This window comes from Niallia sp., assembly GCF_031978665.1.
Taxonomy (GTDB): domain Bacteria; phylum Bacillota; class Bacilli; order Bacillales; family Cytobacillaceae; genus Niallia.
On sequence record NZ_DALZDK010000013.1, the window covers coordinates 1 to 26,729 of the forward strand.

The following is a 26,729-nucleotide window of genomic DNA, read 5'->3' on the forward strand; positions in this document are numbered from 1 at the left end:
GGAAGACACTCGACTCCTGCGGGAAATAGAGGACGCTTTAGACCCCGCAGCGCAGGATGCTCAGCTTCCTCCCCGACGCATCGAGTGTTTGTAGCGCAATGGAACGAATTCGTTTTTAGACTTGACTATATTTAAAAACATAGATTACTTTATTTAAGAGCTAAATTAGAGATTGTTCGTCTTTACAGATTGGCTATTTAGTTTTGTCTTACCCTCTTTTATCATACCCCTATTCCATTAGATAGTGCTATTACAATAATTTCCACAGTCCCAAACACAACCACTAAATATCCCTTCAAACACTAAAAATTATTATATTAGAAATAATAATTATTTTCGAAAAATAAATACTATTAAGACTTTAAACAAAAAAATCCATATATTTTCTTCTATTCCATGCTCCATAAAAATTTTTTTGACAAATCTATCATCTTTTCAGTATTATATTAAAATAATAGAGGAGGTTTCATGATGTCAGAATTAAATAAACAGAAAATTGTGGACAGTGTTCCCCAAAAAGGTTTCTTTGGGCACCCTAAAGGTTTATTCACACTTTTCTTCACAGAGTTTTGGGAGAGGTTTTCCTATTATGGAATGAGAGCCATCCTAGTTTATTATATGTACTATGAAGTAACTAAAGGTGGATTAGGTATCCCAGAAGGAACGGCGATTGCCATTGTTTCTATTTACGGTTCCCTTGTCTATATGTCCGGTATCATCGGCGGATGGTTTGCAGATAGAATTTTTGGAACGTCTATGGCTGTTTTCTATGGTGGTATTTTCATCATGCTTGGTCATATTGTTTTAGCAGTCCCAGGCAGTATTACAATGTTCTTTATTTCGATGGTCTTAATTGTTATCGGTACAGGGTTATTAAAACCGAACGTATCAAGCATTGTTGGTGAAATGTATAGTCCAGAAGACGAGCGCCGCGATGCTGGTTTTAGTATTTTCTACATGGGGATTAACCTTGGTGGTTTCCTAGCACCAATTATCGTCGGAGAGATTGGAATGAATTATAGCTTCCATCTTGGTTTCGGACTTGCAGCAGTTGGTATGTTACTAGGATTAATTGTATTCATGATGACAAAGAAGAAAAATCTAGGACTTGCTGGTACAACTGTTCCGAATCCTTTGTCAAAAGATGAAAAGAAAAAAGTATATTCTTCTATTGGTATTGGTATAGTTGTCCTTGCCATCGTTCTAGCTTTTACTATTTCTTTAGGTTGGTTAACATTTGATTCATTTATCACGGTTATCGGTATTCTTGGTTTCTTAATTCCAGCTATTTATTTCACTATTATGTACCGCAGTCCAAAAACAACTCGTGATGAGCGTTCTAGATTGATTGCTTATATTCCATTGTTCTTAGCAGCAGTTATGTTTTGGGCCATTCAAGAACAAGGTTCCACTATTCTAGCTACTTATGCTGATAAGCGAACACAATTAGAATTTGCTGGTTTAAGTCTTTCACCGACGATTTTCCAATCCATCAATCCATTGTTCATCATTATTTTTGCACCAGTATTTGCATGGATTTGGGTGAAGCTTGGGAACCGTCAGCCTTCAGTTTCTAAGAAGTTTTCAATTGCTTTATTATTTGCTGGTTTATCGTTTATCATTATGATGCTACCTGCTTATATTAGTGGAGAAAGTACACTAGTAAGTCCATTATGGTTAGTATTAAGCTATTTCCTAGTAGTTGTTGGGGAGCTATGTATATCTCCAGTAGGATTATCTGCAACAACTAAGCTTGCGCCGGCAGCCTTCTCAGCTCAAACAATGAGCCTATGGTTTTTATCAAGTGCAGCTGCTCAAGCACTAAATGCACAAATCGCACCGTTATTTACAAAAATATCAGAAGTTGCATACTTTGGTATTTTAGGTGGAATCGCTATTCTTTTGAGTATTATCCTTTTCTTGATTTCACCAATGATTCAAAGCAAGATGAAGGGCATAAAATAAATAGGAAGACAAGTGGGGGGGCATCCTCCACTTTTTTTTAATCCTATATTTCCATTCATAATAAACTCGGAAAGCTTATTTATGTCTTCATCTCTTCATTACCTACTTTTTGTGCCTCTCTTAAAATTCCATCCATCTTTCTGGAACTTACTAGACTTCTTTTAAGTAACTTTAAGGCCCGGTGCTGTGTTGTCTTCACCTTACTTTCAGACCAACCTAAATTGAGTGCTGTTTCTACAATAGACATTTCTTTCAAATATCTATAATAGATAACCTTTTTTTGATCTGACGTACAGCACTTAAGTAAATGATTAATCCAAACAAGCTGTTCTTTTTGAAGTGCTATTTCTTCAGGAAGTGCCTGTTCATCTTTTATATGGATAGGAATTTCACTATCAAAGGAATAGGAACTTTTTTGCTTTCGAAAATGATCAATAGCTAAATTTTTTGCAATGGTATATATCCAGGTTCTTTCACTGCTCTCTCCTTTAAAGAGACACTTTGTTTTAAGAACTCTAATAAAAACTTCCTGAACTAAATCTTCTGCTTCCTCCTTTTTTACCCCTAAATATATTAGAAAATGTATTAATTCTTGATTATATTGTCTAAAGAGCTCTTCAATCGAACCCAATTCCCCCACTCCCAACGAAAACCAGTGAAATAATGGACAGATAGCAATCAAAAAACCCTTATTACTAAATTAATGAGAAGTATTTTTTATAAGAAAAATTCAAATAACAGAGTTTGATTTTTATCCTCTCTATTCAAGTTCTTCTTTAAGTTATTACTATCGCAATAGTGTTTATCCATTAAATTTATGACAAAAGTAGTTTTCAACTACCTATTTGTAACATTAATGAAATATATTATACATCTTAATGTAATAAAAGTCCCATTTTTTTCTTTGAAATTCTGTTGTTTTTCTATTTCTTTTCAACTGCTTTATAGGAATATTGATTCTGCTAATTATTTCGTTGGGAGAACTCCTATATTCTCGACTCTAAAAGACTTTAAGCATTATTACTTTGCCTGTTTTGTCGATAGAAAATTTTGTATGTTTATATTAGATTGAAGCAGAATAGAGGTAACTTTTTTTACGATCGATAAGCCATTATTAGAATCCCCATGAATGCATATCGTATCTGCTTGAATAGATACCTCTTCTCCTTGTACAGAGACAACTGTTTTCTCCTTCACCATTTGTAGTATCTGTTTAGCTGCCTGATCTGCGTCATGGATAAGAGCCTGTTCCTGTATACGTGGCGTTAAGCTTCCATCTGACTGATATGTTCGATCTGCAAATACCTCGTTAGCGGTTTGTAGACCATACCTTTTACCTGCTCTGATCATCTCACTGCTTGCTAGACCAAAAAGGATATACTCAGGATTCACCTTATAAACAGCTTTAGCGATTGCATCTGCTAATTGACTATCTTTTGTTGCCATATTATATAATGCACCATGTGGCTTTACATGCTGGACTGTTCCACCTTCCGCCTTCACAAAAGCTTCTAATGCTCCTATTTGATAAACGACGAGATCAAAAACTTCACTGGCCGATATGTTTATTTCTCTTCTTCCAAAGCCCAACACATCATGAAAACCTGGATGTGCTCCAATCGCTACGTTATTCTCAAGAGCAAGACTCACCGTTTTTCTCATCGTTGTTGGATCGCCAGCATGAAAACCACAGGCAATATTAACACTTGTTACAAATGGGATAATCGCTTCATCATTACCGATTCGATAAGCGCCATAGCTTTCACCTAAATCACAATTTATATCAATAGACATTTAGACTCCCTCCAATTAAACAAATCTATTTTGAAAAAAATATTTTTCTATGAGCACCTAGTTCTCCTACCTATCTATCCTCATTCTAGATAAAAGTATTTTTAACCTGCTAACCTTTCTACTTTCTTAAAATATAAAAATGCGGTGGTCCCAATATAGAGGACTACCGCATTTTTATTACATAATGATTTTGATTTTTTTCAAATATGCCTATCTTTTAATTCTTTCTAATCTTTTCAATCTCATCTGCAACAAATTGAACTTGTGTTCCGACAATTACTTGAATACTTGTTTTTCCAATAATATTAATCCCAGGAACACCGGTTGCTTTAATTTTTTGTTGATCCACTACATCCATATCCTTCACTTCAATTCGCAAACGCGTCACACAATTATCGACAGATGTAACATTACTGTCGCCGCCAAGACCTGCATAAATTTCAGAAGCCATTACAGCAAATTTGTTATCAGTCGTCACTGCAACTTGATCTAGTGATTCATCAATAATCTCCTCATCTTCTCTTCCAGGTGTTTTAAAATTAAATTTAGTAATAAGGAAACGGAATAAGGTATAGTAGATAACAGCAAATACTAACCCTTGGACAATTAACATATACGGCTTATTAGCTAATGGCAATTGGGAACTTAAAACGAAATCGATTAATCCTCCACTAAATCCAAAGCCTGCTGTCCAATGAAAGCTTGCTGCAATAAATAGAGAAATACCTGTTAAGAAAGCATGAACAACATAAAGTGCTGGCGCTGCAAACATAAACGCAAATTCAATTGGTTCCGTAACACCCGTTACAAAGGCAGCAATACCTGCTGCAAGCATTAAGGAAGCTACTTGTTTTTTTCGTTTTGTTTTAGCTGTATGATACATGGCAAGAGCTGCTGCCGGAAGGCCAAACATCATCACCGGGAAGAATCCTGCCTGATACATACCAGTTATTCCTTTTTCTCCATTGCTGGACCAGAAATTATTAATATCATTTATCCCTGCAATATCAAACCAGAATACAGCGTTTAAAGCATGATGTAAACCAGTTGGAATAAGTAAACGGTTAAAGAAGCCATAAATTCCTGCGCCAACTGCTCCGATTTTACTGATTGATTCCCCAAAGGTAACAAGTCCTGTAAAAATAACTGGCCAAACAAATAATAAGATAACAGAAATGATAAGCATCGAAACAGCACTAAGAATTGGTACAAGTCTTTTACCACTAAAGAAAGCAAATGCTGGCGGAAGTTGTGTCTTGCTAAAGCGATTGTATAGTGCTGCCGCGACAGCACCTGCTAAAATTCCGATAAATGCATTCTCAATTTTAGAAAATGCTAAGTTTACATCCTCCACATTAATCCCTTGTAGCATTGCAACAGATGCAGGGGATAATAATGTTTTGACAACTAAGTATGCAACTAAGCCACTCATTGCAGAAGCGCCGTCTTTATCCTTTGATAAGCCTAATGCAACCCCTACTGCGAATAAGATTGCGATATTATCTAATATCGACGAACCTGCTTTAATTAGAAAAGATGCAATTGGGCTCCCTGCTCCCCATCCACTTGGATCGATTGCATAACCAATCCCCATTAATAAAGCTGCTGCTGGTAAAACAGCAACTGGCAGCATCAATGCACGCCCTAGCTTTTGTAAGTACGATTTCATTTAACTTCCCCCTATAATAAAAATAAGTTAAAATAATGCCATCCTCTACTGCTTTAATAAGAGACCTCTATGTACCATGACTTTTTTGGCATCCCTCCTTTAATAACTTATAGAAATCCACCTAGTTTTTTTGAAAATAAAATTGAATAGCCTTCTTAATATGACCTTCTGCCATCTCAAGATAATGAAGCGATTCTTCCATTGTTCCACCTGTTAACACGCGGAAAATCGATACTTTCAAATTATCATTATTCTCTTTTAGTGTATGTGCGGCTTCTGTCTCACTAAGACCTGTAGCATTCATTAATGTTTGTATAGCCCGATGTACGAGCTTATTATTAATTAACTTCATATCTACCATTTCATTACGGTAGACCTTCCCTAGTCTCACCATAGCTGCAGTTGATAACATATTCAATACCATTTTTTGAGCAGTTCCTGCTTTTAACCGCGTAGAGCCTCTAATAACTTCTGGACCTGTTATCGCCTCAATTCCATAGTCACAAATAGAGGAGAGCATTGTATTTTCATTATTGCTTATACCTATTGTCAGTCCATTTTTTTCCTTCCCATAATGAATGGCTGCAAGCACGAACGGAGTGGATCCACTAGCTGTTACACCAATTAACACATCTTTCGCTGAAAAAGCATGGTTATCCAATGTTGATTGTATAAGTTGTTCATCATCTTCTGTCTCTTCCAAAGAAGTCCACATAGCATCATAACCACCTGCAAGGATTCCAGTCCATCGATCCTGCTCAATGGAAAAAGTAGGACCAAGCTCGACAGCATCCACTACTCCTAATCTTCCGCTAGTACCTGCTCCAATCACAAAAATTCTCCCGCCCTGTTTCCATCGATCCACAATTCCATCAACCGCTAATGCTATTGTTGTCAATGCTTCTTTGACTGCATTTGCAACTCCTGCGTCTTCCTGATTCATAAACTGGACAATTTCCATTGAACTCCATTCATCTAATAATTGGCTATTTTCATTACTATTTTCTGTCGTTCTATGCTTCTTCATGATTGTGACCTCTTCATATCAATAACAAATTTATAACGATCTGCTCGATAAATCGATTTAACATATTCAAAAGGATTCCCATTCTCCAAATAACTATATCGTTCCATCAGTAATACTGGTGCTCCTTCTTTTATCCCAAGAGACACACTTTCACTTTTTTGAGATAAAGTCGACTCTATTGTTTGTGTAGCATGACTAATCTTTAAATATAAAGATTGTTCAACATATTCATAAATAGAGCCATGTAAAGTCTCTTCTTGTAGACCTTTAATCAATGTAGTCGGAAGATACGAGGTTTCAAGCGCCATTGGAATATCATCTGCTATTCGCAACCGGCTAAACTCATACACCGTATCTCCCTCCTCTATCTTTAGTTTAGAGGCAATACCCCTTGGACACGGAATCGTCTTAAAATCTAGAATTTTCGTTTTCGGTGTTAATCCTCTTGAACGCATGTCTTCCGAGAAACTAGTTAGTCCAGAAAGTTCTTGCTCTACTTTAGGAGCAGCAACAAAGGTTCCCTTACCTCTTTGGCGAACAAGTACGCCCTCTGCCACTAAATTATTAATGGCTTGGCGAACTGTCATCCTACTGATACCGTATTTTTCAGAAAATTCCCGTTCTGAGCTAATGGGATCCCCTGGTTTTAATACTTTAATGATATCTTTGATTTCCATCTCTAATTGATAGTAAATAGGAATATGCGAATCTTTTATGATCAACTATACACACTCCCTTTATTTTCTTTCAAAATGGATAATGCTTCTTGATCAGCTATAATCGTCACATCTGGATGTTCTTTTAAAATGGATGCAGGCAGATCCTCCTTTACTGCTGCTTGAAATAACTCGTTTAGTACAGGCGCTTTTTTCACCCCAGAAACAAGTAAGACGATTTTTCGGCTCTTCATGATAGTGGATATCCCCATAGAGATGGCATGTGTTGGAACATCTTCCATCTTAGTAAAGTATCGAGCATTTGCTTCTCTCGTAGAATCAGTCAGTTTGACAATGCCTGTCGTAGAAGAAAAAGAAGTACCTGGTTCATTAAAACCGATATGCCCGTTTTCTCCGATCCCTAAAATTTGCATATCTATTCCACCTAATGATTCAATCAGTTTTTCATAATTTCTACCTGCCTCTTCATCGTCAATACTTTTAGCGAATGGCAAATAGGTTTGATTTTCTGGGATATTAATATGGTTAAATAATTGCTCTTTCATATAGTAGTTATAGCTTTGCGGATTGTCCTTTTCTAATCCAATGTATTCATCTAAATTGACCGAAATAGCCTTTTCAAAGGAAGTATTATTTTGGGTAAAATCCTTAATTAAATGCTGATATGTCCCTATCGGTGTCCCACCAGTTGCTAGTCCTAATACACTATTTGGCTTAGTGTGAACTTGCTCGATTATTGTTTTTGCTGCTACTTTACTCATTTCTTCATAGTTTTGTACTTCAATTAGTTTCATGCTGTTACTCCTCCATTCGAATATACGATTTGTCCATTACAAATTGTTAGCATAACTTGATTATTTTCATCTAACACCACTAAATCTGCATCTTTTCCTTTAGCAATACTGCCTTTTTTATCTAAAATCCCTATTTGCTTAGCCGGATTGTAAGAAGCCATCTGTACTATATCCTGCAAAGTGCATCCTGTAAAATTCATCATATTATTTATGGCATCATTCATTTTTAATGTACTTCCCGCAAGAGAACCATTTTCCAATAATGCCTTACCATCCTTAACAATTACTTTTTGACCGCCTAGTGATGAAATGCCATCCTCAAGCCATTTTGCACGCATGCTGTCCGTAATTAGAATGATATGATCAACACCTTTTTGTAAAAAGGCAAGTTTTACGATTTCTGGATGAATATGAACGCCATCTACAATCATTTCTGCCATTAGCTCAGAATGAAGCAACGCACCACCAGCAACTCCCGGATCGCGATGATGAAAGCCTCTCATACCATTAAAGAGATGTGTGACATGATTGACTCCTGCTTGAATGCTTTTTAGCACTTGATCATAAACAGCATCTGAGTGCCCCATGGATGGAACAATATTTTCAGCTTTTAAATAGCGGACAAGTTCAAAATTGCCATCTTCCTCAGGTGCCATTGTAACAATTTTTATTTGATTGTTAGATAAGCTTTTCCATTTTTTAAAAAGCGCTACATCTGGCTTTTTAACCGATTGAATCGGTTGAGCCCCAACTCTTTTTTCTGAGATAAACGGACCTTCTAAATGAATTCCGATTATTTCCGCTTTTCCCGTTTGATCAACAGTTTCCATATACTGAGCAATAGTTGAAAGCGACTTTTCGATACTTTCTTCATCTTGAGTCATTGTCGTTGCTAAAAAGCTTGTTGTTCCTTCCTTTGGTAATGTATTAGCCATGACTTCTAAGGCATTTAGTGTCCCATCCATCGCATCTGCATTATTTGCCCCATGGATATGAATATCAATGAATCCTGGAATCAAATTCATACCCTTAGGGAAATCTATTATGCGTGCATTTATCCAGTCTTTTTCCTGAAAGGAATCCATTAAACCAATCGCATCTATTTTTCCTCCCTTCACTACTACATATCCTTTTGGAGTAACCTCTGTTTCTGTGTAAATACATAAATTTTTTAATACTAATTCCTGTAGTTCATCAGTAACCATGATTTCATTAACCCCTTTTAAAATTGTTTATCAACTATATATCTAGATGTCTATACCAGTTAGTTCGTACATATTCACTATTATATATACTACTAAAAGTATGCCTATAAATCTCTAAACTTGTCAGGAAATTTAACAAACTTTTTTTCTTTTCTTCGTTATAAATTTTTAGTAATCGCTTTCATATAAGATTATAGATTATTTCCTTTTCGCGCGTCAACCTTCTTATGTCCCATTACTATTTTTATTTTATTTATTAATTATAAAATGATAGCAGCCAAAGCATAACTTTGCCAACTTCAGCTGGTATCAATAGTTAAAATTTCTTTCCATTCTTTCTTATAACAAATAATTATAGTCTGCTCTAAATTTTTCTTACACTTTCCCTATAAATGATTTCAAATCCAGATACTGTTTTCATCGAAGTGTCTTCTCCTCTTATCAGACTAAGCATCTTTCTGGCTGCAAGGCTGCCAGCATCTTTATAAAAAAACTTGGCAGTTGTTAAACCCGGATGAATCATTTCCGTCATTTCATATCCTCCGAAACCAGTAATGGAAAGATCATCCGGGATAGAAATCCCTTTTAAATAAACCGCTTTCATTGTTTCCATTGCAAGATTGTCTGTTGCACAAACAAAGATACTAGGTCGAAATGTATCGATTATTTCAGGAACAATGGAATAAGATCCTCCTGTATGCATATCTGTTTCAAAAAATCTTACATCTATACCTGCTACATCCTCCATACTTTTTTTAAAGCCTTCTCTCCGTTCCATTCCGACTGCAATATTTTTTTCCTTTACTCCTAGGAAGGCAATTTTTTTATGTCCTTGCGACATCACATATTTCCCGACTTCATAGGCTGCTTCGTAATCATTATGAATTAAAGAATGAATCTCCTTATGCTGCTGCCCTACAATTAACACAGGAATCCCTACATCTTTTATAATTGCTAAGTGGCGTTCCGTTATTTCTGTTGGTAATAAAATAATTCCTGCAACCTTCTGTCTTACTAAAGAATGAATATTTTCTATTTCTCGTTCTATATCTAGATTTGAATGAGAAATTAACATTTGATAATTCATTGTCTTTAACTCTTCATCAATTCCAATTAATGTTCTCGAAGAAGCATACGAATCTAGTCTAGGAACAATTGTCCCAATGATATTTGTTTTCTTTGCCTTTAAGCTTTGGGCAAATGCATTGGGTGTATAGCCTGTTTCTTTAATAATATGTTGTATTTTTCGTTTTGTTGCTTCACTCACAGAACCATCATTTAAATAACGAGAAACCGTACTTTTCGCTACGCCTGCAAGTCTAGCAATATCACCAATTGTTGTCACCAATAAACCTCCTTATTAATTGCACTTGCAAAACATAATGGTTAAAAAGCTTCCAATCCTATATTCCACTCATCAGCCAAAATAGAAAGCCCTTTCATTTCATCGTACTTTATTCACTTTATAGCTGCTTTTCCACTTGTCGCTTGCTACTTTTATTATACAGGATAATTTTACTATCGTATTAACTATTTTTTTTATAATCGTGGAAGTATACGTTCCCGCTTGTTGATTCATAATGATTGCTATTAGGATTCTTCTTTTAGCGTTAATTATGAAGGTAGGGAAAATAATGAAAAGTATATCAGCTCTTCAAAAAAATACTAAATATAGCTATGATTTATATCAAAGTGAAAACTATTTAAATCAGCCCCTTATTTCGGTCATCACACCCGTATATAATAGTGAAAAAACAATCAAGCATACGATTGAATCCGTTTTACAGCAATCCATTATGCCACAAATTGAATATATAATCGTCGATGATGGCTCTAAAGATCAGACTCGTTCTATTTTAAAAACGTTTGTTACCAAACATCCTAATATTAAAGTCGCCCTTCTTGCGAAAAATACTGGTACCCCAGCCTATCCTAGAAATTTAGGAATCGAACTTTCATCTGCTCCCTATTTAACTTTTTTAGATGCCGATGATTGGTTTGAAAAAACTGGCTTAGAAAAACTTTATAGTGTACTAAATGAAACCGACGATGATTATGTAGTTGGAAAAACGATTAGAGTTACTTCCAATAAAAGTGCAATTGTAGCAGAACATGAATCATGGAAAGAAAGAAGAAGTATTCATCCGACAAGTATCCCCCATATTTTTCATCATTTAGGGCCTAGAGCAAGATTAATGAAATCTAGCATTATTAAAAAAAATCAAATTCAGTTCCCAGAGATGAAATTTGCAGAGGATAAGCAATTTTTCATGGAAGTGCTGACTAATTGCCAAAAAATCTCTACAACAGAATCTATTGTCTATTATTTAAATCGTTTAGATGAAAATAACGAGTCTCTGACTAAACAAACGAACGCTTTAAATAAAATGCGTTGTAATCGAAAAGTCATTCACTACTTCAAAGAGAAAGAAATGGATGCAGACTTAAAGCGAATGCTCTTTAATCGACTTTATGAATTTGATTGCTTTAATGGTTTTATGAATCGTTATCATACGCTAAGAAGTGAGAATGCCCAAACCTATAAAGAAAAAATGGATGAATTTTTAAAAAGAAAAGCATATATATCAACCATGAAAAAAATGTTACGGACGACTACTTCCTTGGATTATGAGATCAGTGACCATTTTTATCATCCTTATAATAAGGTTTGTTATCAATTATTCTTGCAAAAACGCTATAAGGATATCGAAACATTATTTAAGTGGATGAATCAAGAAAAAAGCAAAAAACATATTGTAAAAGATGGTACTGCTTACTGGGTCTCTCCTCTAAGCCAACCGTATAACTATATTAAAGTTCCCATGTATGGAGAATTAGTAAATTGTGAATACGGTAATGGTTTCTTCCGGTTCGATATTAGTATAGCAGGGGATTTTCCGCAAGACATTGAACATATGCTTTTCCGGGATCGAAACAATATGCATAACCAATTTTTCTTTCCGATTGAACGATATGATGGGTCTTTAAAAAGAATCATGATACCGGAAGAATTCTTTGCTCCGTTTGGGAAATCAGTATACACGATTTATTTATCCTATCGAGATTACCATAAAGTTCAATTGCATATTCCGAATCCAAAGCTTCGGTTAAAAAAGCGCCAAACAGATAAGCATCATTTTTACAAAACGATTCATAATCATTTGGCGTTAAAGGTTCTTTGATAGATTAGATTAAAAATATATTATGTTCGAAATAAATGTTAATTAAGTGACAAATTGTTTTCCATGGCGACCTCTCGCTTTCCATGTGTCGAGCGGTCACCTCGGAAAACCAAATATATTATTCGTTTTTAATTCCCCAAATCTTTATTCTACACTTTTCCAGTAACCACTTTAGTAAGAAAGGGGTTTCTCTATTATTTTTCCTTTATATTTTTTTGCAAGGTATTTATAAATCGAAAAAAGGCCATTGTTCCTTCGTCATCCCTTTTAAAAACACCGGCGTGATGTAATATGGTTTCAAAAACAATTCCTATTTCTTTTTGTAAAATAGAGTGAACATTTTCTTTCGTCATTTGCGGGTTTTTCTCTTTTACTGTTTTTGCCCAGTCCAAATGTTTTATAATAGCAGACTCTTCCTTGATGCTTGTTTCAAAATTAGCTTTTACTATATTCTCTGCAAGCAAGCTCATTTCTTCTTTTAAACGTCCAGGCAAGACTGCTAAGCCCATCACTTCAATGAGACCGATATTCTCGTGTTTAATCGCATGGACTTCTTCATGTGGATGGAATATTCCGAATGGGTGCTCCCCACTAGTACGGTTATTGCGCAACACTAAATCGATTTCATACAATCCGTTGTTCATTCTGGCAATCGGCGTAATTGTATTATGGCGAGTACCATCTGTGTAAGCAACAATGTCTACCCTTTCATCACTATAATCAATCCACTCATTTAAAATATAATCAGATGCCTCCACTAATTCTTGAATATCTGTTCCTTGTAACCGCAGAACAGACATTGGCCACTTGACAATCCCTGCATGTATAGAAGGAAAACGATCCATGGTAAACGCTGTTTCTATTTCAGCCTTTGCCATCGGAAATTCATGAAATCCTCCTTGAAAATGCTCATGCGTAAGAATAGAACCCCCTACAATTGGAAGGTCTGCATTGGAACCAATAAAATAATGAGGGTATTGTTTGACAAAGTCTAGTAATCTTGCGAATGTCCTATTGGAAATAGTCATTGGTATATGCTGCTCGGAAAAGCAAATAGCATGCTCATTATAATAAACATATGGCGAAAACTGCAGGAACCATTGTTCTCCCTCTAATGTTACTGGGAGGATACGATGATTTTGCCTAGCAGGATGATTGACTCTTCCCGCATAACCAGCATTTTCTTTGCATAGCAAGCATTTTGGATAAGAGCCTTGCTTTAATTTTTTCGCAGCAGCGATTTCTTTCGGATCTTTTTCTGGTTTTGACAAATTAATAGTAATTTCTAGTTCCCCGTAACTTGTTTGTGCCAGCCATTCTTCATTTTTGGCAATTCGATCGGTTCGAATGTAATCTACTTTTTTCGAAAAATCATAGAACCAACTCGTCGCTTCCTTTGCTCCTCTTTCTTTATAAAGCGTTTCGAATCTATTATTTATTTCGGATGGCAATGGCACAAAGCAACCCATTAATTTTGTATCCAATAAATCTCGGTAGGTAATCGTATTCTCTGATAAGCGATCATTTTCCGCTGCCCAATCTAGTATACTATCTAATATGCTGCGCAAATTCGGATCCGCTACTTCACTCTTTTCCGATAGGATAAAATCATCCAATTCTAAAATTTCGAGTAATTTATTTCGAACCACATCTATATCCCAACTTGTTATTAAGTTTGATTTAAGTCCATAATGAAGCAATTGTTCTACATGATGATAAATAGTTGTTGTCATCTAACATTGCTCCTTTCTTCTTAGTCATTTCCACTATCTATCTTTATAGCCTTCCGGATTTTCTTGGAACCATCTCCAAGCACTTCCGATCATTTCTTCTAAAGAAGTATATTTTGGATTCCATCCTAATTCTTCTTTCGCTTTTTCTGACGAGGCTACTAATCTTGCAGGGTCCCCCGCTCTTCTTGGGGCAACTACCGTTGGAATAGGATGTCCTGTTACCTTTCTTGCCGCCTCGATTACTTCTTTCACTGTAAATCCTGTTCCGCTTCCTAAATTGTATATCCCACTTGATTCTTCTTTTCGTAATTTTTCCAAGGCAAGAATATGGGCATTAGCCAAATCGGTAACATGGATATAATCTCTTATACATGTTCCGTCATGGGTATCATAATCCTCTCCAAAGATGCTAATGGCCTCTCTGCTCCCTAATGCCACCTGCAAAATGATTGGTATAAGATGTGTCTCCGGATAATGATCTTCACCTATTTTTCCGTCCATATGTGCCCCTGCAACATTAAAGTATCGAAGAGCCACATAATGAATTCCATATGCTGCTTCAGACCATTTTAACATTTTTTCAATCGCCAGCTTTGTTTCTCCATATGGATTTGTTGGAATAGTAGGATCGTTTTCCTGTATCGGAAAATTTTCTGCTTCTCCGTAGGTTGCTGCAGTCGATGAGAAAACAATTTTTTTCACGTTGTTTGCTTGCATGACCTTTAATAGCGACATAGCACCATAAACATTATTGTCATAGTACTTCAATGGATTGTTTACACTTTCTCCTACTAAAGAGTCAGCAGCAAAATGGACTACCGCATCAATCGAATGTTTCTTAAAGACATCGTCTAAAAAAAGTTCGTCTCGTAAATCACCAATATAAAGAGTTGCATCTTCTAATACGGCTGCTTTATGCCCAGTTTGAAGATTATCTACAACAACGACCTCTTCCCCTCGATCTAATAGTTCAGATACCATATGACTCCCGATATAACCAGCACCACCACATACTAAAATTGTCATTTCTTATTCCTCCTTTAATGAACTAATTTTTAGCCTTCAACGATTTCTTTTGCCCCGTCTCCAACTTGAACAACATAGAAGTCTGCCTGTAATCCTGTCTGCTCTCTGTATTGTGCTCCTACTTTTTCGATAAAAGATTCAATATATTCATTGGCAACAATGCTGATTGTACAACCTCCAAAGCCTGCACCTGTCATGCGAGAACCAATGACGCCCTCTTGTTCCCAAGCTGCCTCCACCAAAGCATCCAGTTCTTTTCCGGTAACTTCATAATCGTCTCTCAAGGAAATATGAGACGCGTTCATCAATTGTCCAAATCCCGCAATATCGCCATCTTCAAGTTTATTTACTGCCTCTATTGTTCTGGCATTTTCATATACAGCATGTTTCGCTCTTTTTCTATCAACACCTTGCTTAATTAAATGAGCATTCACATCAAATTCAGCGGGAGTTAATTCTCCAAGTGAACGAATATCTAATTCTTCCTGCAAGTCTTTTAGTGCTCTTTCACATTCTCCTCGTCTCTCATTATATTTAGAATCAGCAAGACCTCTGCGCTTATTTGTATTTGCAATAATTAACGATGCCTCATCTAAATCAAGTGGACTATAGGTATAATCTAGCGTATCGCAATCTAGTAAAATAGCATGCTTCTCTTTTCCCATTCCAATCGCAAATTGATCCATGATGCCACAGCTTACGCCAATAAATTCGTTTTCTGCCTGCTGACACATTTTCACTAAAGAGACTCTGTCAATTGCCAAGGAATATAGCTCATTTAGCATAATAGCAGTCACTACTTCAATGGATGCGGAGGAAGATAAACCTGCACCGTTTGGAATTTCCCCAGCGTACAAAACATCAAATCCAGAATCTAATTTATATCCATGTTGTTCAAGCGTCACAATCACACCTTTTGGGTAATTTGCCCAATCATCTGCTTGCTCATAGACAAGATCATCTAAAGAAACCTTTATGACACCTAAATTCGTAAAATTTGTGGAATAGAATTGAATCATTCTATCTGTTCTTTTTCGAACTATTGCTGTTGTTCCAATTGATAAAGCACAAGGAAAAACATGCCCTCCATTATAATCTGTGTGCTCTCCTATTAAATTCACACGTCCTGGTGCGAAAAAAGTACGTATTTTTGTTTCACCTTCGTTAAAAATATTTGTAAAAGTTGCAAGTAAATTACTTGTCATTTTTATCTCTCCTTTTATGTGAATAATTACTTTTTCTTTCGTTGCCAACATTTTATATAACCGTTTACATTTTCATTTTATGCTTCAAACCTTTCCCTCTCAATGGTAAAATAAGAAAGGAGAAAGGGTAATATTTTGCTATTCAATACTTGTATTTCTCATGAAATTCAAATATTAATCCATTTCCCCTATCGATATTTACAGGCAAGTATCTACCTATATTACCTTCACTAAGAAAGGGGCTTTCTCATTGCCTAAAAAAGATAATAATGTATTTGCTTATCGATTTACGGAAAAAATTACAAAAGAGGTCGCCCAAATTTGGTCGATTGGATGGGAAAATCAAACCTCCCATCTTTATAATTGGAAGGGGAAAAAGCGCAAAGAGGAAAGTATGTATGTTTTTCAATATACTATTTCTGGAATGGGATCCATTGAAATGGAAGGAAAGGCTCATAAACTGACAGCTGGAAAAGCGTTTTTAATTGATATTTCAGAGGAGTATAGATATTACCTCCCACAAAATAGTGAGCAATGGGAATTCATTTTCATTACTCTATATGGCGAAACAGTGAAAAAATGTTGGCATTCCTTTACCGAAAATAATCAGGCCATCATACAATTAGCTTCTGACTCTAGACCAATACAGCAACTTCTTCACATTTATCAGCTAGCAAATGAAAAAAATATAAATAATGCTTACCAAGCGTCTAGTCTCGCTTATTCATTTATTATGGAAGTGTATCAATACAAGAAAAACATGGGAGAAATTCAACTGCCTGAAAGTATATTAAATGCAACATTATTTGCGCAAAATCACTATAATAAACCAATTGGCCCTGATGATATGGCTGAGGCAGCTACACTTTCCCGCTTCCATTTCACCCGTTTATTCAAAAAAGTGCTTGGCATTACACCTATCCAATATTTAACGAATATCCGGATAGTAAAAGGAGCAGAGCTATTATATCAAACCAAATATTCCATTGAGGATATCTCCATTCAGGTCGGTTTTGCAAATGCAAACTATTTTACGAAGGTATTTCGAAAATCTACTGGCATGACACCTGGAGAATTTAGGAAGAAGAATATTCGTCCAAGCGAGGATATTCTTCTCTAATTCTTATTTTTCATCAAACATTTCCAAGCTGAACATCCCTTTTTCATAAATAAAGTTCAGCTTCTTCCCTGGTGTCAGCATATTTTCCAGAATATCTTTTGAAGCTTGCAGAGCAATGGACATTCGATTAAGCTGTTCTTGCTCCTCTTCTTGGAGTGTATCTGAATTTTGACTATAAATTGCTTCCAGTTGGTTTTGATAATGGAGTATTTGATTATAAATAGCCTCATACATCGTTTCAATATCGTTATTCATTCAAAAAACTCCTTACGCATAAGATGGTTTAATCTTAGCATATTTTTGCTTGATTTTTACTATAATAAGGGCAAAAATTTACAACTAATCAATATATGTAGCAATCAAATTCGACTAGCCTATAAATGATAGAAGATTATTTTAAAATAATTCATGGAAACAGTTTCAAAATTAATATATATCCTTTAAAATATATATAAAGAAATTTTTTTCTCAACAAAATATTTTTTATGAAATATTTTTTATACTTTCCATATAAAGGAGTTTTTTATAATGAGTTCAACATCCCTCTATTTAGGCGTCGACATCGGTACAACAAGTACTAAATCTGTCTTATTTGCTGAAGCTGGCAAAGTATTAAGTATGCATCATGTAGAATATCCATTACATAGCCCAGCACCGGCAATTGCAGAGCAGGATCCAGAGCAAATTTTTCAGGCTGTATTAGAGACAATGAAGACTGCTATAAAAAAAGCCAAAGTGGATGCGAAAAATCTAAAATTAGTATCCTTTAGCTCTGCGATGCATAGTGTCATTGCATTAGATGAAAATGGAAAGCCTTTAACACGCTGCATTACTTGGGCAGATAGCCGCGCTTCCTCATGGGCAAAAAAAATCAAGGAAGAGCATAATGGCTTAGAAATATATCGTAGAACAGGTACGCCAATTCATCCTATGTCCCCTTTAGCTAAATTGACTTGGCTCAAAAATGATCAACCAGAAATTTTCACAAAGGCGACTAAATTTATTGGCATAAAAGAATATATTTTCTATCGATTATTTAACGAGTTTGTTATCGATTATTCCATTGCTTCTGCAACTGGAATGTTTAATCTAGAACAGTTAAATTGGGATACAGAAGCATTAGAGGTAGCTGGTGTAAAGCCTGAACAGTTAGCAAAGCCTGTTCCTACTACCCATTATTTAACTGGGCTAAAGCAAAAATACGCAACGGTGCTTGAAATACCTGCAGAAACTCCATTTGTTGTTGGCGCAAGTGATGGTGTTCTTTCTAACCTTGGAGTAAATGCTATTGACCCAGGCGTTGTTGCAGTGACAATCGGTACAAGCGGTGCGATTCGTACTGTAACTGATAAACCAGTAACAGATCCTAAAGGAAGAATCTTTTGCTATTGCTTAACAGAAGATCATTGGGTAGTTGGTGGCCCTGTAAATAATGGTGGAATGACTTTCCGTTGGGTACGTGATGAATTGGCCTCTTCGGAAGTGGAAACGGCAAAAAGACTAGGAATTGACCCTTATGAAGTGTTAACAAAGATTGCTTCCCGAGTTACTCCTGGTGCTGATGGTTTATTATTCCATCCGTATCTTGCTGGAGAAAGGGCACCTTTATGGAATGCCAATGCAAGAGGATCCTTTTTTGGACTCGGTTTACACCATAAAAAAGAACATATGGTAAGAGCAGTCTTAGAAGGTGTTATCTTAAATCTTTATACGGTTATGCTTGCCCTTCAAGAAGTTATTGGAGCACCAAAGCAAATTCAAGCAACTGGGGGCTTCGCACGCTCCGAGCTTTGGAGACAAATGATGGCAGATATCTTTGATCAAGAAGTAGTAGTTCCTGAAAGCTTCGAAAGCTCTTGTCTAGGTGCCATTGTTTTAGGGATGTACGCATTAGGGGAAATTAGTGACTTTTCGATTATGAAACAATTAGTTGGAAGCACACACGCCCATCAGCCAATTCAAGAAAATGTTGATATCTATCAGGATTTAACAGCTATTTATATTCGCATTTCTCGAGTTTTAGAGCAAGAATATGATGCAATAGCATCTTTTCAAAATAAATGGGTGAAATAAAAATAATAAGTGATATGTAGCTAGTATATAGTTCAGATAACGTGAAGAAAATGATAAATTACATCCTTTAATCTACTATCAAAAAACAACATCTTTAGCACACTAAATGACGTACAAAAACGCTTGGAAGTCCAAGCGTTTTTCAATTTTCTATTCATCTTTTTCAACTAAAGTAATCGTTATTTCTTTACAAAATTATCCTTAATCTAGTTCATTTATTACAGAAAGCTGACACAAGCTACTGTTTTGTAAGCAAATAAACAATTGATAAAACCATAAATAATATTTTTCCTTTGGAGTTATTTATAATGGCTGTATTAGGTATTATTATTTTGAACTAAACGCAGGTACTGAGGTGTGTATCTCATTTCTCCTATCTCGCCATTGAGCGTGCCAGTATGTCAGGAAAGAATTTCCCTCCAAAGCGCAGGAATTTTGAAAGGCCCGGAACTACACGTTTCTTGTTCTTTTCCATACCTTTGATGCCATGTTTAACAAGTGTATCTAAAGTCATATTGGGAAATTTGTCTCCTTCTTTTACACCTGGTTCGAGATTTGTTTCCGCAACAAGGGGTGGTACCAGCTCCATCACATGAATATTTTTGTCTGACTTATTTAATTGAATACGAAGTGCATCGGTATACATATGAACCCCTGCTTTCGTTGCAGAATACACAGGATGAATAGGTGAAGTTACATATGATAGACCAGAACTAACAGTAACAATCATCGCTTCCTTTTGCTCACAAAGTTGTGGTAGCAAAGCTTTGGTCATCCACATTGTTCCATTAAGATTTGTTGCAATTTCAGCTGTCACCTGTTCAAGCTCCATTTTTTCGTCTAATAATTTAAAAGCACGCATAATTCCGGCTGAATGGAATAAAACATTAGCTTCGGGATAGTTTTCCTTAATGAATATTGCCATTTTGCGAACTGAATCAACACTGGAAACGTCCCCCTGCAAACCAATTAGTCCTTTATGATCTTTCATTACCTTATCGATTGCTTTTTGATTACGACCAATAACAATCACTTTATTCCCACGTTTTAAAAATTCTTTAGCGAAAGCAAGACCTATTCCTGAAGTCCCGCCAGTAATAATTATGGTATTATTTATAATATTCATGATATTCCCCTCTCGCGGTTACATTTTTATTTTTTTGTAACTTCGAATTCACTTTACCTCAACAAGTTACAAAAGTCAACTTTTGTAACCGTTGATTCAATTTTACCTTACTAAATTATGTTGTATAATTAATACATGAAAAATTTAAGTAAAGAACTCATATTAGAAACTGCTCAACGTATGGTAGCTGAACAAGGGATGGAAAAAGTTAATCTATCAAAGGTAGGCAAAGAACTAGGAACAAGTCATGCAGCAATTTACAAATATTTTACAGGAAAGGAAGAATTATGGACAGCGCTTGCCCTTTCATGGCTTGATAATGAACTAATAAAACTATTTCCTTTTGACACTACAAATTATTCGTCTACAAAGGAAATCATCCATGATTGGCTGTGGATTTTAAGTGAATCAAAATATCAATCGTATCATCGCGAGCCAGAAATGTTTAAGTTATATACGACATATATAGATGGAAATCCATCAGTCTTAACCCGTCACATGACAGATTTGATTAGCAGCTTAAAAGAAGCAAGTAGATTGGAGGATGAGAGTACACTAACAGCTCTTTTCATAGCGTTTGCCTACTTTTCAGCTCCTTCCTTTGCAGAAAATTGGTCACAAATTGACTTTAAAAGGGAATTCGAAGCTGTCTGGAATTTAGTCGAAGCTGGAATAAGTGTAGGATATAACTAGAGGTTTTAGAGTGTTGGAATAACTAGATTGAACAGGCTAGCATATTTTCGGTTGAGAACTTGCTAGCTTGACTTTTACAAGATATTTATTTCCACACCTTAGAGATACAAGGAAATACTTCAACAACTAGACAAGCATTTTTTCTAAAAAAAATCCTTCAGCACATATATCTGCTAAAGGATCTTCGTTTTATTTTGATTCTACACTATGACCGCCAAACTCATTTCGTAATGACGCAACAACTTTACCTGAAAATGTATCTTCTTCTAAAGAACGATAGCGCATCATTAACGATAATGCTGTAACTGGCATAGCAGTTTGTAAGTCTAATGCTGTTTCCAGTGTCCATTTTCCTTCACCAGAAGAATGCATTACCCCTTTAATTCCTTCAAGCTTTGGATCCTTAGAAAATGCATTTTGCGTTAATTCCATTAACCAAGAACGAATAACCGAGCCGTTATTCCATACTTTTGCCACACCTTCGTTATCAAAATCATACTCACTTTTTTCCAGTAGTTCAAAACCTTCTGCAATAGATTGCATCATGCCATATTCAATTCCATTATGAACCATCTTCAGAAAATGACCGCTGCCAGATTCGCCACCATACGTATATCCATTTTCCACACATAAATCTTTAAATAGCACTTCCACCTTATCAAAGATTTCTTTATTGCCACCGACCATCATACACGCACCATTGCGAGCGCCATCTACACCGCCACTTGTGCCAACATCCAAATAGAAAACCCCAAGCTCTTCTAAATCTAGTCCTCTTCTTTTTGAGTCCTTATAGTGAGAATTACCACCATCAATAATAATATCTCCTGCTTCCACATACTTCTTTACTTCTCGTAAAACATTTTCCGTTACTTCTCCAGCAGGAACCATTAGCCAAATTACTCTTGGAGCAGGTAAATTTCTTACTAATTCCTCAATTGTATTTACTCCTGTTACATTTTTATAAGAAATTTCCTTTACAGCGCTTTCATTTATATCAAAAGCTGTTACACTATAATTATGATCCACCATATTTAAAGCCAAGTTATATCCCATTTTTCCTAAACCAATAAGACCAATGTTCATACGTTATTCTCTCCTTTTGAAAAATTTTTTCTCTATATGTTTTATTATACGAAATTTATTTCGAAAATAATACCCCTTTTACAAATATTTTTCGAAATAAATACTAATTGTAAGAAAAATTTTTTCAAGAGACTAATTGTGTTATACTACCACTATATTAATTTGGAAAGGATAGAAGTCGATGGCGCAAAATTGTCTTGGGAAAATTCGTTCCTATTACGCTAGACTGAGTGAAAAAGAAAAAAAAATCGCTGATTATATTCTTGAAAATCCAGAAAAAATCATTCATTCAACAATCAATGAATTAGCAGAAGATTTAGGCGTTGCGGACGCAACTGTTTTTCGTTTCTGTAAAAGAATTGGGTTTAAAGGCTATCAAGCGATGAAAATAGCCTTAGCTTCAGAAGTAATTGAACCCATTCAGCAAATACATGAGGAAATTAACGAAAATGATAGTGTTAAAACTGTCACTGAAAAAGTGTTTAAATCGAATGTACGAACGCTAGAGAATACATTGGAAATATTAAATGGGCATTCCATTCAAAAAGCAGTTGAATTGCTTTTACATGCAAAACGGGTTGAGTTCTATGGTACAGGTGGTTCAGCCGTTATTGCAATGGATGCTTTTCATAAATTTGTCCGAACCGGAATTAAAGCGTTTTCATTCGTTGACTCTCATTTTCAGCTAATGTCTTCCTCTCAGCTTTCAGAAAATGATGTCGCTGTCATTATTTCACACTCTGGTACTAATAAAGATACTATTAATATAATGAAAACAGCAAAAAGCAATGGTGCCAAAACCATTGGCATCACTGGATATCCGAAATCACCAATTGGTCAGAACTCAGATGTAGCTCTATTCACAAGCTCCGAGGAAACAGAATACCGTTCGGAAGCTTTGTCTTCTAGAATTGGTCAGCTTAGTTTAATAGATGCATTGTATGTCAATGTGATGATTTTAAATAAAAGTGTTGCAAATCAGTCATTAGAAAGAATTAGAAATGCTATATCTGATACAAGAATATAAGAAACGAACAAAATTCTCTACTCCTTTGTTTCAACAAAGCAAAAAAGGGAGTTAGTTATGGTTGATACCGTAATTAACTCCCTTTACATATACACACTATTATAATATCTCCATATTTATAAATGGAAAATCATAATCAAGCTGTCCTTTAATTCTTTTTATGTTCATTTTTTCTCCCTTCAAAAATGAATCCAAATCAATGATGACAGGCATCCGATCACTTCCAATTGCAAACCATGCTTTCCTTTCATTAGGGAGATATGCTGCTGTGTGTAGTGTTCCAGACCAAGCATTATACTTATTGGAAAATACCTCTTTATCCTCATCATTTAAAATTCGAAAAGCTTCATACACATTTGAATGACTGCCTTGTTGTCCTTCTATTTTCTGCTTTCTTCGTATCGAATCATCCATTTGATAACGGTTTTCTTCCTTTAAAATTTCAAAATGATTAGTACTTATATTCGATTTTCTGGCAATGACCGACCTTGGTGTTGCTTCAACAACGAATGCTTCTCCACTCGGATCTAATAACACATAGCTAAAGGAAGTTCGATGAGGTATTTCTTTTAGTAACTCAATTGCTTCCTCTACATTTGCACATGTCTCTAAGATTATTCGACCAATCATATTACAAATAAAACCATCTCCAGAACCAACTCGATTAATAAAGTTATAGCCCATTGCTAAACCCTTCTCATTCATGCCATCTATTCTTCCAGTTATTTGCATAGATGGACCGATAACTGCATAACCAGTGTCTGTTGGCTGATAGATCAGATAGCGTCCTTCATAAGAACCTGGATGGCTATCATAGTTTCTAATTAAATAACGCGTGCCTGCTAGGATAGAACAACCACTTCTTCCATATTCGACGTAATGGCCGCCAAATTCTCTTAAAGCATCCTCCATCTTCCATTGAAGAGCATCGGCTAATCCATTAATTTCTGCTAGCATACCAGGAATAAACTTATTAAGCAGTTGAATGGATTCTTTTTCATTTATCGTAAAATACCGTTTCCGCTTTGATGTCCAGTGTTTTATCCGATTAGGCAGAATGGGAGAATCCTTTAATAATTGTCCTTGCATATATCCAAAATCATAATGATTTCCGCGAAACTGAATGAAATCACTATATACTTGTTTCATAACATTTCCCCTTTTAAAAAACTTCGATATGAAGAGTTCTTACTATACTATATTTTTAACTAATGACAAGTAAATTGCTTTTGGTAAATTTTTTTGGAGCTCAGCGCTACCTATAGTCCCTCACTTCCCGCAGGAGTCTAGGCTAACCGCTCCTATTAACTTTATACTAGACAAAAAGGAGGTAAGAAAGGAAATTATCCTTTCTTACCTCCTCTATAGGATTATCGATTAAACAAATAGATCTAAAATTAATACTCCAGCAAATGCAACAAAGGATAGGACAGTTTCTAATACAGTCCATGTTTTAAAGGTTTCTTCTACTGTTAATCCTAAGTATTCTTTTACCATCCAGAATCCAGCATCATTTACATGGGAGAACATTAAGGAACCTGCACCTGTTGCAAGCACTAATAGCTCCACATTCACTCCAGACATTCCAGCTATAATTGGCGAAACGATTCCTGCTGCTGTCGTTAATGCCACTGTAGCGGAACCTGTAGCTATTCGAATTAAACCAGCAATTAGAAAAGCTAATACTAGTGGAGATAATGATAAACTTTCTGACATGGCACCAATCGTCGTTCCAACACCACTATCAATCAATACTTGTTTAAATGCACCACCTGCTCCAATTATTAATAAAATAGAGCCTACAGGTAAGAAACAATCTTCTGTGAACTTTTTAATACTTTCTTTATTCATTCCTTGACGAATGCCTAGGAAATAATAGGCAAAAAAGACAGCAATCAATAAAGCTAATAACGGACTGCCAAGAAAGGAAAGCACGTTTCTTAAGCCTTCTGAGAAGATCGTTAAGTAAGGTGCAGCGGTTCCAATAATCATTAAGATTACAGGCAGTAAGATAGAAAGGAAAGACACTCCTGTACTTGGCAATTTATCTTCTGCTAATGGTTCTGCTGTAATAAGAGTCGATTCTCCTTTAGGAAAGACACGCTTATTAACCCACTTCGCAAATAATGGTCCTCCAATGATTCCAGCAGGTAACGCAATAATCAATGAATATAATAAAACTGTTCCTAAATTAGCATCAAAAATTCCGATTGCAGCAATTGCTCCAGGATGTGGCGGAACAAGTCCATGTACAATCGATAAGCCAGCAATACCAGGTAGTGCAATCAATAAAATATTTTTCTTTGTCGCTTTTTGAATAGAGATAACAAGCGGCAATAATATTAAAATACCAACCTCAAAAAATACGGGAATTCCAATTATAAATCCAGAGAAGAACATCGCCCAAGGCAATTTCTTTTCTCCAAAAACGTTTACAAAAAAGTTAGCAATTCGTAATCCAGCTCCAGATTCTGAAAGCATTTTCCCCAAAATCGTTCCTAATGCTAATATTCCAACTAAGTGACCTAATGTGCCACCTACACCAGTTTCATAAGCGCTTACAATCTTATCAAAAGATAATCCTGAAAAAATTGCTAAAAATAAACTTGCAACTGTTAAACTTATAAAAGCATGCCATTTTAATAAGGAAACTCCTAAAATAACAATAACAATTGAAAGTAATGCAATAATTAATAAATAGGCATCCATATTTGTACCACCTTTTCTCTTACTTCTGAAAGTGTTTTCATTTATTGTTTTTATTATACGAAAAAATTTTTCTTTTTTCAACTAATATTTAAAGAAAATTTTTTATTCGTAAAATTTGAGAAAAATAGAGTTTTCTACTATTTCTTATTTTCACCTTTCAAGATAGGGATTTTTTCAAAAAATTTGTTTCATTCTAAAACTAATCTACCTTCCATTACGTCTATATTAGGGAGACTCACCTTTTTAGATAACAAACAAGGAGCTAAATCAGCATGAACAGCCTAAAATGGAAACATCTTTTTATATTCGTTTTTTGCTTCAGCCTTTTATTATTTGGATTCAAAATTTTTGGAAGTGAAAAAAAGAAAGCAGCAGTTCCTCCAGCAAAAAAGCCAGAGGTGAAAATATTATATGATAAAAATTACAAAATGATTGAAATTAATTCATATGTAAAAGATGAAAAGCACGGGGGATACTGGACGAGTTACCCTATCCTTCCAGATGAGACGATATCGTCCACATTGAAGCAGTATATTACAAATAAAATTACCGAATATGATCAGCATATACAACAAGCTAATGTTCCAAAAACACAGGAAACTTCCTTACATATTTCCT

At 35.4% G+C, this 26,729-nt stretch carries 23 protein-coding genes; 7 read left to right on the forward strand and 16 right to left on the reverse strand.

What is annotated here, in order from left to right; genetic code table 11:
- Nucleotides 1–471: 471 nt before the first annotated feature.
- Nucleotides 472–1,965: a peptide MFS transporter gene (locus RTL21_RS08790; RefSeq protein WP_312095366.1), complete on the forward strand. Its 1,494-nt coding sequence runs from the start codon at nt 472–474 to the stop codon at nt 1,963–1,965.
- A gap of 79 nt (nt 1,966–2,044) precedes the next feature.
- Here the strand turns inward: RTL21_RS08790 and RTL21_RS08795 are convergent, their stop codons facing one another.
- From RTL21_RS08795 to RTL21_RS08830, 8 genes are all read right to left on the reverse strand, one after another.
- Complete coding sequence (locus tag RTL21_RS08795; protein WP_312095368.1) at nt 2,045–2,596, reverse strand: RNA polymerase sigma factor; 552 nt, start codon at nt 2,594–2,596, stop codon at nt 2,045–2,047.
- 389 nt (nt 2,597–2,985) lie between these two features.
- Entirely contained in the window at nt 2,986–3,759 is a 774-nt protein-coding gene (locus RTL21_RS08800; RefSeq protein WP_312095370.1) for a LamB/YcsF family protein, read from the reverse strand.
- Nucleotides 3,760–3,976: 217 nt separating this feature from the next.
- Nucleotides 3,977–5,428 carry an N-acetylglucosamine-specific PTS transporter subunit IIBC gene (gene nagE / locus RTL21_RS08805; RefSeq protein WP_312095372.1) on the reverse strand — a complete coding sequence of 484 codons (1,452 nt, stop codon included), beginning with the start codon at nt 5,426–5,428 and terminating at the stop codon, nt 3,977–3,979.
- Nucleotides 5,429–5,549: 121 nt separating this feature from the next.
- Nucleotides 5,550–6,455: an N-acetylmuramic acid 6-phosphate etherase gene (gene murQ, locus RTL21_RS08810; RefSeq protein ID WP_312095374.1), complete on the reverse strand. Its 906-nt coding sequence runs from the start codon at nt 6,453–6,455 to the stop codon at nt 5,550–5,552.
- Complete coding sequence (locus tag RTL21_RS08815) at nt 6,452–7,177, reverse strand: GntR family transcriptional regulator (protein ID WP_312095376.1); 726 nt, start codon at nt 7,175–7,177, stop codon at nt 6,452–6,454. The genes murQ and RTL21_RS08815 overlap by 4 nt, the downstream gene beginning before the upstream one ends.
- Complete coding sequence (gene nagB / locus RTL21_RS08820) at nt 7,174–7,926, reverse strand: glucosamine-6-phosphate deaminase (protein ID WP_312095378.1); 753 nt, start codon at nt 7,924–7,926, stop codon at nt 7,174–7,176. Before nagB ends, RTL21_RS08815 begins: the two co-directional genes overlap by 4 nt.
- Entirely contained in the window at nt 7,923–9,131 is a 1,209-nt protein-coding gene (nagA, locus tag RTL21_RS08825) for an N-acetylglucosamine-6-phosphate deacetylase (RefSeq protein WP_312095380.1), read from the reverse strand. Before nagA ends, nagB begins: the two co-directional genes overlap by 4 nt.
- Before the next feature lie 364 nt (nt 9,132–9,495).
- Nucleotides 9,496–10,476, reverse strand: coding sequence for a LacI family DNA-binding transcriptional regulator (locus tag RTL21_RS08830; RefSeq protein WP_312095382.1), 981 nt, complete (start codon nt 10,474–10,476; stop codon nt 9,496–9,498).
- Between the two features lie 289 nt (nt 10,477–10,765).
- On the opposite strand from RTL21_RS08830, the gene RTL21_RS08835 reads away from it, so the two are divergent.
- Nucleotides 10,766–12,313, forward strand: a complete 1,548-nt coding sequence (locus tag RTL21_RS08835; protein WP_312095384.1) for a glycosyltransferase family 2 protein — start codon at nt 10,766–10,768, stop codon at nt 12,311–12,313.
- Between the two features lie 194 nt (nt 12,314–12,507).
- Here the strand turns inward: RTL21_RS08835 and galT are convergent, their stop codons facing one another.
- Genes galT through RTL21_RS08850 form a run of 3 tightly spaced genes read right to left on the reverse strand, consistent with a single transcriptional unit; the run spans nt 12,508 to nt 16,277 of the window.
- Complete coding sequence (galT, locus tag RTL21_RS08840) at nt 12,508–14,046, reverse strand: UDP-glucose--hexose-1-phosphate uridylyltransferase (protein ID WP_312095386.1); 1,539 nt, start codon at nt 14,044–14,046, stop codon at nt 12,508–12,510.
- Nucleotides 14,047–14,079: 33 nt separating this feature from the next.
- Nucleotides 14,080–15,072, reverse strand: coding sequence for a UDP-glucose 4-epimerase GalE (gene galE / locus RTL21_RS08845; RefSeq protein WP_312095388.1), 993 nt, complete (start codon nt 15,070–15,072; stop codon nt 14,080–14,082).
- Between the two features lie 29 nt (nt 15,073–15,101).
- On the reverse strand, nt 15,102–16,277 hold the full coding sequence (locus tag RTL21_RS08850; RefSeq protein WP_312095390.1) for a galactokinase: 1,176 nt from the start codon (nt 16,275–16,277) through the stop codon (nt 15,102–15,104).
- Between the two features lie 250 nt (nt 16,278–16,527).
- On the opposite strand from RTL21_RS08850, the gene RTL21_RS08855 reads away from it, so the two are divergent.
- Nucleotides 16,528–17,397, forward strand: coding sequence for a helix-turn-helix domain-containing protein (locus RTL21_RS08855; RefSeq protein ID WP_312095392.1), 870 nt, complete (start codon nt 16,528–16,530; stop codon nt 17,395–17,397).
- Nucleotides 17,398–17,400: 3 nt separating this feature from the next.
- On the opposite strand, the gene RTL21_RS08860 is transcribed toward RTL21_RS08855, so the two are convergent.
- Nucleotides 17,401–17,652: a hypothetical protein gene (locus tag RTL21_RS08860; protein ID WP_312095394.1), complete on the reverse strand. Its 252-nt coding sequence runs from the start codon at nt 17,650–17,652 to the stop codon at nt 17,401–17,403.
- A gap of 273 nt (nt 17,653–17,925) precedes the next feature.
- On the opposite strand from RTL21_RS08860, the gene gntK reads away from it, so the two are divergent.
- Nucleotides 17,926–19,470, forward strand: coding sequence for a gluconokinase (gene gntK / locus RTL21_RS08865; protein WP_312095396.1), 1,545 nt, complete (start codon nt 17,926–17,928; stop codon nt 19,468–19,470).
- A 373-nt stretch (nt 19,471–19,843) separates the two neighbouring features.
- Here gntK and RTL21_RS08870 read toward each other — a convergent pair whose 3' ends face one another.
- Complete coding sequence (locus RTL21_RS08870; RefSeq protein WP_312095398.1) at nt 19,844–20,596, reverse strand: SDR family oxidoreductase; 753 nt, start codon at nt 20,594–20,596, stop codon at nt 19,844–19,846.
- 135 nt (nt 20,597–20,731) lie between these two features.
- On the opposite strand from RTL21_RS08870, the gene RTL21_RS08875 reads away from it, so the two are divergent.
- Nucleotides 20,732–21,289 (forward strand): TetR/AcrR family transcriptional regulator, encoded by a 558-nt coding sequence (locus tag RTL21_RS08875; protein ID WP_312095400.1) that lies wholly within the window; start codon nt 20,732–20,734, stop codon nt 21,287–21,289.
- A gap of 189 nt (nt 21,290–21,478) precedes the next feature.
- Here RTL21_RS08875 and gnd read toward each other — a convergent pair whose 3' ends face one another.
- Entirely contained in the window at nt 21,479–22,375 is an 897-nt protein-coding gene (gnd, locus tag RTL21_RS08880) for a phosphogluconate dehydrogenase (NAD(+)-dependent, decarboxylating) (RefSeq protein WP_312095402.1), read from the reverse strand.
- 181 nt (nt 22,376–22,556) lie between these two features.
- Here gnd and RTL21_RS08885 point away from each other — a divergent pair, with 181 nt between their 5' ends.
- Complete coding sequence (locus RTL21_RS08885) at nt 22,557–23,402, forward strand: MurR/RpiR family transcriptional regulator (protein ID WP_312095404.1); 846 nt, start codon at nt 22,557–22,559, stop codon at nt 23,400–23,402.
- Between the two features lie 99 nt (nt 23,403–23,501).
- Here the strand turns inward: RTL21_RS08885 and RTL21_RS08890 are convergent, their stop codons facing one another.
- Both RTL21_RS08890 and RTL21_RS08895 read right to left on the reverse strand, forming a co-directional pair.
- Nucleotides 23,502–24,551 (reverse strand): C45 family autoproteolytic acyltransferase/hydrolase, encoded by a 1,050-nt coding sequence (locus RTL21_RS08890; protein ID WP_312095405.1) that lies wholly within the window; start codon nt 24,549–24,551, stop codon nt 23,502–23,504.
- 228 nt (nt 24,552–24,779) lie between these two features.
- Entirely contained in the window at nt 24,780–26,111 is a 1,332-nt protein-coding gene (locus RTL21_RS08895) for a GntT/GntP/DsdX family permease (protein WP_312095407.1), read from the reverse strand.
- A 272-nt stretch (nt 26,112–26,383) separates the two neighbouring features.
- On the opposite strand from RTL21_RS08895, the gene RTL21_RS08900 reads away from it, so the two are divergent.
- The coding region (locus RTL21_RS08900) for a hypothetical protein (RefSeq protein WP_312095409.1) at nt 26,384–26,729 on the forward strand (346 nt) is incomplete at its 3' end.